Source organism: Aeromonas sp. SG16 (genome assembly GCF_024436135.1).
Lineage (GTDB): Bacteria > Pseudomonadota > Gammaproteobacteria > Enterobacterales > Aeromonadaceae > Aeromonas > Aeromonas jandaei.
Window position 1 is genome coordinate 144,940 of sequence record NZ_JANFNW010000002.1, and the last position, 12,801, is coordinate 157,740.

General features: G+C 58.0%; 13 protein-coding genes. 8 read left to right on the plus strand and 5 right to left on the minus strand.

The window, feature by feature from the left end; translation table 11 throughout:
• The first annotated feature begins 84 nt into the window (after positions 1-84).
• Positions 85-1,026, plus strand: coding sequence for a ketopantoate reductase family protein (locus NOM67_RS07820; protein WP_071912276.1), 942 nt, complete (start codon positions 85-87; stop codon positions 1,024-1,026).
• A gap of 31 nt (positions 1,027-1,057) precedes the next feature.
• Positions 1,058-1,618, plus strand: coding sequence for a DJ-1 family glyoxalase III (locus NOM67_RS07825; RefSeq protein WP_156852369.1), 561 nt, complete (start codon positions 1,058-1,060; stop codon positions 1,616-1,618).
• 111 nt (positions 1,619-1,729) lie between these two features.
• Here the strand turns inward: NOM67_RS07825 and NOM67_RS07830 are convergent, their stop codons facing one another.
• Positions 1,730-1,936: a hypothetical protein gene (locus NOM67_RS07830; protein ID WP_043849305.1), complete on the minus strand. Its 207-nt coding sequence runs from the start codon at positions 1,934-1,936 to the stop codon at positions 1,730-1,732.
• A 132-nt stretch (positions 1,937-2,068) separates the two neighbouring features.
• On the opposite strand from NOM67_RS07830, the gene dinB reads away from it, so the two are divergent.
• The 6 genes from dinB to rlmM all read left to right on the plus strand — a co-directional run bounded on the left by dinB (position 2,069) and on the right by rlmM (position 8,673).
• Positions 2,069-3,124, plus strand: coding sequence for a DNA polymerase IV (gene dinB, locus NOM67_RS07835; RefSeq protein WP_156852368.1), 1,056 nt, complete (start codon positions 2,069-2,071; stop codon positions 3,122-3,124).
• 67 nt (positions 3,125-3,191) lie between these two features.
• Complete coding sequence (locus tag NOM67_RS07840) at positions 3,192-5,333, plus strand: methyl-accepting chemotaxis protein (protein ID WP_255935589.1); 2,142 nt, start codon at positions 3,192-3,194, stop codon at positions 5,331-5,333.
• A 283-nt stretch (positions 5,334-5,616) separates the two neighbouring features.
• Positions 5,617-6,537 carry a transcriptional regulator GcvA gene (locus NOM67_RS07845; protein WP_005338622.1) on the plus strand — a complete coding sequence of 307 codons (921 nt, stop codon included), beginning with the start codon at positions 5,617-5,619 and terminating at the stop codon, positions 6,535-6,537.
• Complete coding sequence (locus NOM67_RS07850; protein ID WP_255936519.1) at positions 6,530-7,168, plus strand: alpha/beta fold hydrolase; 639 nt, start codon at positions 6,530-6,532, stop codon at positions 7,166-7,168. The genes NOM67_RS07845 and NOM67_RS07850 overlap by 8 nt, the downstream gene beginning before the upstream one ends.
• Positions 7,169-7,199: 31 nt before the next feature.
• Positions 7,200-7,586, plus strand: coding sequence for a DUF423 domain-containing protein (locus NOM67_RS07855; protein ID WP_255935616.1), 387 nt, complete (start codon positions 7,200-7,202; stop codon positions 7,584-7,586).
• Positions 7,579-8,673, plus strand: coding sequence for a 23S rRNA (cytidine(2498)-2'-O)-methyltransferase RlmM (gene rlmM, locus NOM67_RS07860; protein ID WP_042030238.1), 1,095 nt, complete (start codon positions 7,579-7,581; stop codon positions 8,671-8,673). Before NOM67_RS07855 ends, rlmM begins: the two co-directional genes overlap by 8 nt.
• Positions 8,674-8,747: 74 nt before the next feature.
• On the opposite strand, the gene NOM67_RS07865 is transcribed toward rlmM, so the two are convergent.
• The 4 genes from NOM67_RS07865 to ppnN form a co-directional block, all read right to left on the minus strand.
• Complete coding sequence (locus tag NOM67_RS07865) at positions 8,748-9,203, minus strand: hypothetical protein (protein WP_225628279.1); 456 nt, start codon at positions 9,201-9,203, stop codon at positions 8,748-8,750.
• Between the two features lie 116 nt (positions 9,204-9,319).
• Complete coding sequence (locus NOM67_RS07870) at positions 9,320-10,327, minus strand: isocitrate dehydrogenase (protein ID WP_033114232.1); 1,008 nt, start codon at positions 10,325-10,327, stop codon at positions 9,320-9,322.
• 158 nt (positions 10,328-10,485) lie between these two features.
• Positions 10,486-11,286, minus strand: a complete 801-nt coding sequence (gene xni / locus NOM67_RS07875) for a flap endonuclease Xni (RefSeq protein ID WP_156852365.1) — start codon at positions 11,284-11,286, stop codon at positions 10,486-10,488.
• Between the two features lie 131 nt (positions 11,287-11,417).
• Entirely contained in the window at positions 11,418-12,773 is a 1,356-nt protein-coding gene (gene ppnN, locus NOM67_RS07880) for a nucleotide 5'-monophosphate nucleosidase PpnN (RefSeq protein ID WP_033114234.1), read from the minus strand.
• Between the last annotated feature and the right edge of the window lie 28 nt (positions 12,774-12,801).

The following is a 12,801-nucleotide window of genomic DNA, read 5'->3' on the forward strand; positions in this document are numbered from 1 at the left end:
CGATAGTGTCCGCCAGCGACAGCTTCACTTATCCCCGGTAACAGGTTGAGAGGATTGCAACCCTTACCCTGACAGAGTCACACCATGCCAAGCGGATTAAAGAATTCCCGACAGCCTGCCACCACTCAATGGTCCATATTGGGTTGCGGTGCTCTCGGCGGCGTTTTTGCCTCCCTGTTGACCCAAAGCGGTCAGTCAACCCGAGTGTTGTTGCGCGAGCATCATCAATCCACCCTGCATCCGGGGTTTGATTTCACCTCGCTGGAAGGGCACGTTCAGCTGCTCAATATCGAGCGTGGTTTTGCCAGCAAACCGGGCAAGATCAAGCGTCTGCTGGTGATGACCAAAGCCAGTCAGGTGGTGGCCGCCCTGGCGCCGCTGGTTGGCAAGCTGGATGCCGGAGTGCCCATCATATTGCTGCACAACGGCATGGGGATTGCCGAGCAGGTTGTTGCCATGTTCCCCCACAATCCGGTTATTGCCGGTGTGACCAGCCATGGTGCCATGCAGTTGGGCCATTTCGTGTTTCGCCACACCGGCAAGGGCGAAACCTGGCTCGGGCCGGTCAATGAGGCCGCCAGGGCACATGCCGCTCTGGCTGACGAACTGGCACTGGCGCTCGGTCAGGCCGGTTGGGATGAGCAGATTTTGCAGCGTCAGTGGCAAAAGCTGGCCATCAACTGCGCCATCAACCCGCTGACTGCGCTGCACAAGCTGAAAAATGGCGAGCTGGCAGGCCCCCGTTTTGCTGATGCACTGCAGCAGGTTTGCGTCGAGGTGGCCGATGTGATGAGCGCACAAGGCATTGCGACGACCGCTGAAGAGTTGCTGCGCCGGGTGATGACAGTGGTCGAGCTGACAGCCGACAACTACTCCTCCATGTGTCAGGATATGGAGCTGGGTCGAGAGACCGAGATTGAAGCGATCACCGGATTCCTCCTGGCCAAAGCGGCCGAGCATGGCATCGCGGTACCGGTCAATCAGGGACTCTATCAGGCGGTCAAAGAGAAAAGTCAGACAGCCTGACTCTGACGAGGTCAACTGCAAGGAGGCAAAGATGAGCGTACTGGTTCTGGTTGCGCCCGGATCGGAAGAGATCGAGACGGTGGCGATTGTTGATACCCTGGTGCGTGCCCAGCTGGAGGTGGTACTGGCCTCCTGTTGCCCGTTTGGCGAGCGCCAGATCAAGGCATCGCGCGGGGTGCAGCTGGTGGCCGACAGCCATATCGATGAGCTGGCTCCTCGTGATTTCGAGGCTATCGTGGTGCCGGGTGGCCTGCCTGGCAGCGAAGTGATCCGCGATACCCCGCTTGCTATCGAGCTGCTCAGAGCGCAGGCAAGCGCGGGGCGCTGGCGAGCTGCCATCTGCGCGGCTCCTGCCGTCGTGCTGCACCACCATGGCTTGCTGGATGAGGCTTGCGTGACCTGTCACCCCGCTTTTCAGGCTCGGTTACCGGCAACGCAGCTCTCTACTGCCCGGGTCGTGAGGGATGAGGCGCATCGCCTGATCACCAGTCAGGGGCCGGGCAGCGCCATCGAGTTTGCCCTCGAACTGGTGCGGGTGCTGCGTAGTGATGAGCTGGCTGCGGCGGTTGCAGCGCCCATGGTGTTGCCTTAGCCAAGGGTTATCTGCTTCATGAGCCTTTAGCTGCGCTCTCATCTTGTCTGACAACGGGCCCCTGCCATATCGGCAGGGGCCCGTTTTTCTATGCACGAACGATACCCCGGGTCAGTAGTCGTACTCTTTGCACTGTTTCTCTTTGAACTCGGTGCGCCAGCGGGAGAGCTCTTCCTGCGTGCCCAGCTTGTCCCCCTTCTTGATGGCTTGTTCCAGTGCCGCGATGCGATCGTAGAGCCAACGGCACTCGGCGGTCGGATTGTTTTTGCCGATCCCGGCGAGTGGCAGCAGACAGAGTCCCAACCAGAGGTATTTCATTGCCAACACTCCTTGTTGCAGTGATTGATGAGGTCTCTTTGGAGTCTAACAGGAACGCAGCCATTGATTGAGATAGAGCTCCTCCCGGGCTTGCAGTAATATGATGAGATGTCTGTTTATTTATACAGTGGTATGCGCAAAATCATCCATATCGACATGGACTGCTTTTTTGCCGCGGTGGAGATGCGGGATAACCCCGCATTGCGGGAAGTACCGCTGGCGATAGGGGGGGCGTCCGAGCGGCGTGGCGTCATTTCGACCTGCAATTATGTTGCCCGTCGCTTTGGTGTGCGCTCGGCCATGCCCACCGCGCTGGCGAAAAAGCTCTGTCCGCCGCTGGTGCTGTTGCCGGGAAGGATGGCGCTCTACAAGGATATTTCCCGTCAGTTGAGAGCCATTTTTCATCGCTATACCGATCAGGTGGAGCCCTTGTCGCTGGATGAGGCTTATCTCGATGTCACTCACAGTCGTTGCTGCGGCAGTAGTGCCACCCTGATGGCCAGGGAGATCCGGCATGCCATCGTCACCGAACTGGGGCTGACCGCGTCGGCTGGGGTCGCGCCAAACAAGTTTCTGGCCAAGCTCGCCTCGGAGCAGCGCAAACCGGATGGCCTGTTCATTATCCGCCCTGACGAGGTGGAGGCGTTTACCTGCCTGCTTCCTCTTGGCAAGTTGCCCGGCGTCGGGCGCAAGACGGCAGAACGGCTGGAGGCACAAGGTCTGTTCACTTGTGAAGATGCCCGCGCACTGGAACCTGAGGAGTTGCAAAGCCGGTTTGGCAAGCTGGGAGAGATGCTGACGAGCCGCATCTGGGGTCTGGATGAAGAGCCGGTGCAGGCACAGCGGGTCCGCAAAACGGTGGGCGTGGAAACCACACTAGCAAGCGATCTCTGTGATGAATTGGCCTGCATGGAGGTGCTAAATCGACTGTTGCCCGAGCTGGAGCGCCGCTTCCAGCAGGTCTGCCCGGCAGAACAGCTTATGGGGCAGGGGATCAAGCTGAAATTTGCCGATTTTCACCAGACAACAGTTTATCGCAGTCAGGGAGGATATCAGGCCGAGTTGTTCATACCCTTATTGAAAGAGGGGTTGCTGCGGGCGCAAGGGCGATCGGTACGTCTGCTGGGGTTGGTGGTGGGTTTGCCGAAAGAGGGAGAAGTTAACCAACTATCGCTGGATTTGCTCTGAGATAGTTAAGTTTTTGTTTATAAAGTCGATAAACTATCCATATCGCTATGACGTTAGGAATATTGGCATGAGTGCTCTTTCTGTCCAGGGTCGGATCACCCTGATTGCCGGTTGTTGTTTGTTGGTTACCGCTGCCGCACTGGTTGCTTCATCTCTTTACAATGCCAACAAGATGCAGGAGCAAGTGCGACAAGCAACAATGCACGAGGCGCAGCAATCGGCAGAAAACTGGATGAAAGCGATGGGTGCTGAGCAGGCTGCCAAGGTGACCAGTTATCTGGACGAGGCCTATTTCCGGGCGACTCTGCTCGCTGAAAATGTGCTTTTCCAACGCAAGAATGCGGCCGACAACTTTGTTCACTCCGAGGCGCTGCGAGGTGCTATCAACCAGCAGCTGCACGATGCCGCAGCCTCTTCCACCAATCTGCTCGGCGTTTACGCTGTGTTTGAACCCGATCAGCTGGACGGAGAGGACAGCAACTATCAGGGCTCCAGCGAGATTGGCTCCAATGACAAAGGGCGTTTCTCAACCTATTGGGCCTATGACAACGGCAAGCTGGTACCTGAAGTGCAAAACGAGGATGTGCTGGCTGACGAAACGCCGACCGCATCTGGCGGCGTTGAAAACGAGTGGTATCGTTGCAGCATCCGCACCAAGGCGCTCTGCCTGCTTGAACCATATCTGGATGACGTCGGCGATAAAAAGGTTCTGATCACATCTGTGAGCACCCCTCTATTGGAGAACGGCAACTTGCTGGGGATGGTGGGCGTCGACATCTCTTTGACTGCATTGCAGAATCTGGTTTCCACCATGGACAAGGAGCTCTATGACGGCAAAGGCAGGATCTTGCTGGTCAGCCATGAAGGGCGTGTGGCAGGGGCTGATCAATTCGATGTCACGCTGGGGCGAGCACTGGATCAGAAGTATCAGGGGCTGGCTGCTGACCTGAAAGGGTGGCTCAACCAAGGGCAGGAGCTGAGCCGCTGGAGCAGCGACGGCTCCATACTGCAAACCTTTGTCCCCGTGACCATGCGTGGTACCGATCGCAAGTGGGGCATCTATATCGAATTGCCCCGAGCCGTGGTGCTCGCATCGGCCCAGCAACTGCAAGAGGCGCTCGCCAGTGAATCGAGCCGCAGCGTCGCCACCCAGCTCGGGATTGGCGCGCTTATCTCCTTGCTGGCCTTGAGCTTTATCTGGCTGATGGCCCGTCAAATCGTTGCCCCCATCCGTGCCGTGGTTGCCCGACTCAAGGATATTGCCACTGGTGAAGGGGATTTGACCCAGCGCATCGAAATCCATCGTCAGGACGAGATCGGCGAGCTGGCCAAGTGGTTCAACAGCTTCCTCAACAAGCTGCAATCGACCATCAGTCAGGTCATTACCACGGTAGAAGGAACGCGTACCAGTGCCGAGCAGGCGGCTCACGTTGCCGAGCGCACCAGTAGCGGCATGCAGACCCAGTATCAGGAGGTCGATCTGGTCGCTACTGCCTTTGAAGAGCTCAGCGCAACGGCTCTGCAGGTTTCCGGCAACGCCTCTTCGGCGGTTGCTGCAGCCAATGAAACCGATGCTGCCGCCCAAGAGGGCAAATATGTAGTGGCCGATACCCAGGAGGCGATGCGCAAGTTGATGGCCATCATCAACAATGCGCTGCCGGTGGTTGAACGGCTCTCCGCCAACAGTGACAACATCAACGATATTCTCACCGTGATCCAGGGGATTGCGGAGCAGACCAACCTGCTGGCGCTCAATGCGGCCATCGAGGCAGCGCGGGCCGGTGAACAGGGCCGTGGTTTTGCCGTGGTGGCGGATGAGGTGCGCAATCTGGCGGGCCGAACCCAGAATGCGATTGTCGAGATCCAGAAATTGATTAGCGAGCTGCAGTCCGGCACCGGAGCCGTGGTCAAGGCGATCCACGATGGTCATGGTCAGGCTGACCAGACCCTTGGCAAGGTCGATCTCTCGGTGCGGGTGCTGGAGCAGATCATCCAGTCGGTCTCCACCATCCACCAGATGAACGAGCAGATTGCCCGGGCGGCGCAGGAGCAGAGCAGGGTAGCAGACGAGATCAACCGCAACGTCAGCAACATTCGCGATGTGAGCCACACCATCCGCGCCGAGGCTGCGACTTCCGCCGAAAACGGTCGCGAATTGTCGGCGTTGGCCGACAAGCAGCAGCAGCTGGTGGGTCAGTTCAAGGTGTAGGGGAATGAAAAAAGGCGCCATCCGACAGGAGGCGCCAAACACATTCAGATGACAGACTGGGTCAAATCGATAAGATTTAAACCCCTCTTCCCGCAGAGGAAGAAACACAACACCACAATCACAGTCGAACGACTCACGAAAAACCCATGCAAACCAACATGTAGTAGAAAATGTGAGCCATATGGCGACTGATTGCTGGGCGAATTATGTTTATTCACTGGTCGACCCGCAACCGACAAATTATAATGCGCCCCATTAGAAAAACTCATCGTCGGCTGGTGTCATGTCTCGTCGTTTACCCCCGCTCAATGCCCTCAAGGCGTTCGAAGCTGCGGCTCGTCACTTAAGCTTTACCCGGGCGGCGGAAGAGCTGTTCGTTACCCAGGCTGCCATCAGTCATCAGATCAAGGCGCTGGAGGAGTATCTTGGCATCAAGCTGTTCCGCCGCAAGAACCGCTCCCTGCTGTTGACGGAAGAGGGGCAGGGCTACTTCCTCGATATCAAGGATATCTTTGCCTCCATTTCGGAAGCGACCGACAAGCTGCTGGCGCGCAGCGCCAAAGGGGCGCTGACGGTGAGCCTGCAGCCGAGTTTTGCCATCCAGTGGCTGGTGCCGCGGCTGGTGAAGTTCAGCGAGCGCCATCCTGACATCGATGTACGGATCAAGGCGGTCGATCTGGATGAAGGCTCCCTGACCGATGATGTTGATGTGGCCATCTACTACGGTCGCGGCAACTGGCCGGGTCTGCGCTCGGACAAACTTCACACCGAATACCTGATCCCCGTCTGCTCCCCCTTGCTGCTGACTGGCCCGAAGCCACTGCGCACTCCGCAGGATCTGACCTTGCACACCCTGTTGCACGACACTTCCCGCCGCGACTGGAAGGCGTGGTTCCGCCAGCTCGACATCGATGCTCCCAACGTCAATCAGGGCCCCATCTTCAGCCACTCCACCATGGTGATCCAGGCGGCGATCCACGGTCAGGGAGTGGCGCTTGGTCACAGCGTGCTGGCTCAGCCCGAGATTGAGGCTGGCCGCCTCATCTGTCCGTTCGAGCAGGTGCTGGTGAGCAAAAATGCCTTCTATCTGGTTTGTCAGGAACAGCAGTCCGATCAGGGCAAGATCGTAGCCTTCCGCGACTGGATGCTGGAGCTGGTTGAACAGGAAGAGGCCCGCCGCAGAGCGCGACTCGCCGATGCATGAGGTGATCCGTGAGGGGGCAGTTGATGCCCCCGTTCGCATTTTATTGGCACATGGTGCCGGCGCCGGAATGGAACACGCCTTTCTCGCCAAGCTGTCGCGTCTGCTGGCCGGGCCGGATATCGAGGTGGTGCGCTTCAACTTTCCCTATATGAGCAAGCGGGCTCTGGATGGCAAGCGTCGCCCGCCAGACCGGCAACCCGTCTTGCTTGCCCACTGGCGCGAGATGGTGCGGGAATTTGCCCATACCCGGCTGTTTCTGGCTGGCAAGTCGATGGGAGGGCGGATGGCGGCCGAGATCAGTGACGAGATCTATTGCGAGATGAATGCTGCAGGTTTGCTCATTCTCGGGTATCCTTTCCACCCCCCGGCTCGGCCCGACCGTTGGCGGGGCGAGGCTCTCAAGCAGATCAAGACGCCGACCCTGCTGCTGCAAGGGGAGCGCGACACTTTCGGTTCTCGCGTCGAACTGGCCGATTTTCCTTTCTCATCCGCCGTATCGGTCCACTGGCTGACCGATGGTGATCATGGTTTCAAGCCGAGAAAGAGCAGTGGTCTTTGCGAGCAGGACAATCTGCAACAGGCCGCCAACCGGATACGGCAATTCGTTGGTGTTGTGCCGGTGCCGATTTGACGCGCAGGGGAATTACAGAAGGAGAGTCAGGATGAGTATCCATCGACACTGGCTGGTGCTGGCCGGTTTTTTCGGGCTGACGGCAACCATGCTGGGGGCTTACGGCGCCCACGGACTGGCCGCCACCGGCATTGCTCCCGAGCGTCTGGCGGCCTTTAATACCGCCGTGCAGTATCAGTTTTTTCACGCACTGGCCCTGTTGGTACTGGGTTGGTGCGGGGTGCGCAGCAAGGTGATTACCATTGCCGGCACCGCATTTGTGCTGGGGATCCTGGGATTCTCCGGCAGTATTTACGCCATGGTGCTGCTTGGCAGCAAGGGGCTGGGACTCATTACCCCGGCCGGTGGCCTCTGTTTTATGTTGGGATGGGCGGCTCTGATATGGGCTGGCTGTCGTCTTGGAGGAAAAAATGAATAATCTGCTGCTTTATTGCCGCCCCGGTTTTGAGAAAGAGGCGGCTGCAGAGATCACCGAGCGTGCCGGTAACATGCAGTGCTACGGTTTCGCCCGGGTCAAGGACGACAGTGGCTATGTGATATTCGAACTGTATGACGAGGAGCAGGCGGACCTGCTGGCTCGCAAGCTGCCGTTCCGCGAGCTTATCTTTATCCGTCAGATGCTGGTGGTCACCCACGATCTGAAGGATCTGGATGTTGCGGATCGGATCACCCCCATCATCGACGCTGTTCGCGAATACACCATTTGCGGCGATCTGCGGGTCGAGACTGCTGACACCAACGAAGCGAAAGAGCTGTCGGCCTTCTGCCGCAAGTTCACCGTGCCGCTGCGTCAGGCGCTGCGCAACAACGAAATCCTCACCAAGAAGGAGACGCCGAACCGCCCGGTGTTCCACGCCTTCTTCATGGCCAATGATCACGTGCTGCTGGGTTACTCCTACTCCTTCAATAACTCCGGATTCCATATGGGGATCCCGCGTCTGCGCTTCCCGGCCGATGCGCCGAGCCGCTCCAGCCTCAAGCTGGAAGAGGCGTTTTACGTGTTCGTGCCTCGGGAAGAGTGGGATACGCGTCTCTGCTCCGGCCTGAAGGCGGTGGATCTGGGTGCCTGCCCGGGTGGCTGGACCTATCAGCTGGTGCGTCGTGGCATGATGGTGACGGCGGTCGACAACGGCATGATGGCGCAATCTCTGATGGATACAGGTCAGGTCAAACATGTGCGCGATGACGGCTTTGTCTGGCGTCCGAGCAAGAAGAACACCTACTGGCTGGTGTGTGACATGGTCGATAAACCGGCGCGTGTCGTTCACATGATTGCGGACTGGTTCCGGGAGAATGATTGCCAGGAGGCGATGTTCAACCTCAAGCTGCCGATGAAGAAGCGTTATGCCGAATCGGTGCACAATATCGAGGTATTGCGCGAGATGCTCAAGGAGATCGACAACGCGTTCGTGATCCAGGCCAAGCAGCTCTACCACGATCGTGAAGAGATCACCGTGCATGTCTACAACAAGTACTGGGTTTCCAAACTGCAACCCAAGGCCTGATAGACAGGACGCACATCCGAGATAGTAAAAAGACCGGCGAGGAAACTCACCGGTCTTTTGGTATCTGGCACCGACTAGAAGCGATAATCGACGCGCAGGGAGGATTCGTCATTGGTGACCTTCAGCTCGATCTCGAGGGGAATGCTCTTGTCGACCGGATTGAGCTGCAGTTTTACTCCGTTTCCTCTTAGTTTGATTGCCGTATTCATGGTGCCGGTTCTGAACTTGACCTTGGGTTTGTAGCGCTCGAAAGAGAGGCTGACACTCTTTTCCGGGGTGAGATTGAGCTGCGGATAGGAGGTGATCTGCTGGTTGCCGTAGTTATCGGTGGTGACTTCGATGCCGAACGAAAGCGGTTTGGGGGCTTTGAGCAGATCGTTGGTATCCAGCGTAGAGCGCCACACTTCGCGACTGGTCAGCGCCTGCTGGCGCGGGAGCATTGCCCCCGGATTGGTGCTGTTTTCCAATGCGACAGCCCGGTCAGTCAAGAGTAACAACCCTGTCAAAAATACCATTCCGGTAGTACGCATCGGAGACCCTCCCTGTCACCTCTCCTATGAAAATAGACGGCAACAGACGGCTGGGTGAGGTCATTGCGAAGATAAAAAAGGGAGCCGCAGCTCCCTTTCAATATCAATGGATTAACTCATAACCGATCGATGATGGCCTGAGTAAACTCGCTGGTAGAGGCGCTGCCACCCAGATCCCGGGTAACTCGATCACCGGATTCGATAGTGGCGCGTACCGCCTCGCGGATCCGCTCCGCTTTATCCTGCATGCCAAGGTACTCCAGCATCTGGATGGAGGCGAGGATCACCGAGGTCGGGTTGGCGATATTCTTGCCTGCGATATCCGGCGCCGAGCCGTGCACCGCTTCGAAGATGGCGGCGCCATCGCCGATGTTGGCACCCGGCGCCATGCCGAGACCGCCAACCAGACCGGCGCACAGGTCCGAGAGAATGTCGCCAAACAGGTTGGTGGTGACCATCACATCGAAGCGCTCCGGATACATCACCAGATTCATGCAGGCGGCATCGACGATCATCTCTTCGCTCTGGATATCCGGGTAGTGGCTGGCGATCTCACGAGCCACTTCGAGGAACAGGCCGGAGGTCGACTTGAGGATGTTGGCCTTGTGGATGATGGTGACCTTCTTGCGCCCCTCCTGACGGGCCAGCTCGAAGGCAAATTTGACGATGCGCTCGGCCCCCTCGCGGGTGATGATGCTCATCGCCTCAGCGCTCTTGTTGTCATCGCTGCGTTTCTGGCCTGCGCCTGAGTACATCCCTTCGGTATTTTCGCGCACCGTGATGATGTCGATGTTTTCGTAACGGCTCTTGGTGCCTTTGAAGGAGATGACCGGACGCACGTTGGCGTAGAGGTTGAATTTCTTGCGCAGGGAGACGTTGATAGAGGTAAAACCGCCGCCAACCGGAGTGGTGAGCGGCCCTTTCAGGGTGACCTTGTTCTTCTCGATTAGATCCAGCGTTGCCTGTGGCAGCAGTTCGCCATGCTTTTCAAGGGCAACCAGACCCGCATCTGCATACTCATATTCGAAATCACAGCCTGCGTGGGTCAGGATCTGGATGGCTGATTCGATGATGCTGGGGCCAATGCCGTCGCCTGGGATAACGGTAATTGTTCTTTTGGACATGAGAGGGTTCCACTTCCAGGGTATAGGGGAGGATGGGGCTGCTTTATATCATTTACTTAGCAATCCAACCACATTCCTTTACATTCTACTCATTTTCATCAACGACGAGGGTGAGTCTCGTCATGGTTCGCGCCCTTGCCTGCATTTTTGTTCGGGCGTTATTCGGGCTGGGGCGGGTACCGGATGTCCCGCAGGTTGAATCCCAGCGGAATATCCTGTTGCAACCGCACCAATCGCTGGGCCAGCAGCGCCTCTTCCCTGTGCTGACGCAGCTTGAGCAGCGCTTTCGCTGCCTCTTCCTGCTCGCTGGCAGCTAGCATGGTGGCCAGCTCGCCATATTGCTGCAGCAGTTGGGTAGCGGTCTTGGGGCCAATCCCCGGAACACCCTTGATGTTGGAGCTCCCGATACCGGTCAGCGCCCAGAAATCGACCAGTTGTGTCGGCGCAACCCCGTATTGCTGCTCGACAAAGGCGGCATCCAGCCATCGCTTGTTGAAGTAGTCGCGGATCTGGATCTGCGGGCAGATCAGTTGGCAGAACCCCTTGTCGGTGGAGATGATGGTCGCCTGATGGCCATGGCTGGCGATGCCGCTGGCGAGGGTGGCGATAAGGTCATCCGCTTCATCGGTCTCGGAGAGCAAGGCATCGACACCGCACTCCCAGAAGGCATCCTGCAGTGTGCCCAGCCCTTCGCGCAGCTCCGGTGGCATGGGTGTGCGTCCCTCCTTGTAGGACGGATAGATCTCCTTGCGCCAGCTATGCACCTCGCCATCAAACACGGCAATGACATGGCTAGGCTCGCTATTGGTCAGCAACTTGCGGCAGGTATTGACGAGGTTGGCGCGGGTGGCGACCAGCGCTTGGGCAGGAGTCAGCGCCTGCTGTGATTGCACCGCGTGCAGACGGCGGATGAGGTTGAGGGCATCGATGATAAGCAGGTGTGGCCTTGGATTTGACATGGGGCACTCTTGGCAGTCGGAACGCCCCATTGTAACAAACCCGCGGGTCTGATGGGGGATTGATGGCCGTTGGCAGCTGAGTGGCAAAAGAGAGGGGCGCATTGCGCCCCTCGATTTACCTGCTGTACCCGTCAGCGTACGATTTCGTAGCAAGGCACATACTGACTGCCCGGCAGCTTCATCCGCTGCTGCTTGACGAAGCTCTCCAGCAGCTTGTCCATCAGGTGCATCAGCTCCTTGTCGCCGTGCAGCTTGAAGGGGCCTTTCTTCTCGATGGCGCGAATGCCGCCCTCTTTCACGTTGCCCGCGACGATGCCGGAGAAGGCGCGACGCAGGTTGGCTGCCAGCAGCTGGGGCGGCTGGTTGCGGTGCAGATCCAGACTGGCCATGTTGGCGTGATCCGGCTCGAAGGGGAGCTGGAACTCCGGCTCAATCTTGAGAGACCAGTTGAAGGAGTAAGCATCGCCGACCGATTTGCGATATTCGCGAATTTTCGGCATTGCTTCTTTCATCACCCGCGCCACCTCCGGAGCATCGCCGACGATGATCCGATAGAGGCGAGTGGCCGGTTCACCCAGGGTCGCCTTGACGAAGTCATCGATGGCACGGAAGTAGTCCGCACTCTCTTTCGGGCCGGTCAGGATGATGGGCATCGGCTGGCGTTCGTTGGCCGGGTTCATCATGATACCGAGCAGATAGAGCAGCTCTTCTGCCGTACCTACCCCACCCGGGAAGATGATGATGCCGTGGCCGAGGCGTACGAAGGCTTCCAGTCGCTTCTCGATATCGGGCAGGATAACCAGCTCGTTGACGATGGGGTTGGGCGGCTCGGCGGCGATGATGGAGGGTTCGGTCAGGCCGATGTAGCGGCCGTTGCGTACCCGCTGCTTGGCGTGACCAACTGCAGCGCCCTTCATCGGGCCCTCCATGGCGCCAGGGCCACAGCCGGTACAGATGTTGAGCTCGCGCAGACCCAGCTCGTTGCCCACTGCCCGGGTGTACTGGTATTCGATCTCGTTGATGGAGTGGCCACCCCAGCAGACGATCAGGTTGGGATCGGCGCCGGGCTGGATCACCTTGGCATTGCGCAGGATGGCAAAAACCACGTTGGAGATGTGGGTTGAATTGGTCAGATTGACCTGACGGTTCGATTCGAGCTGGTTGGAGACATAAAGGATATCGCGCAGCACCGAGAAGAGGTGCTCCTGAATGCCGCGAATGATCTCGCCATCGACGAAGGCGTGTTCCGGCGCGTTGAACAGCTCGAGTTTGACCCCGCGCTCGCGCCGGATCACGTGAATATCAAACGATTTGAAACGCTCAAGTATCTCTTTGGAGCTATCGGTATGGCTGCCAGAGTTGAGCACCGCCAGCGAACAGTTGCGAAACAGCTGATAGATATCGCTAGAGGCTGTCTGCTTGAGGCGATCGACCTCGAGCTGTGACAGCAAATCCATGCTGCCGACCGGATTTATATGCGTAATCATAGGGTTCCCCTTTACTCATCTTGTTATC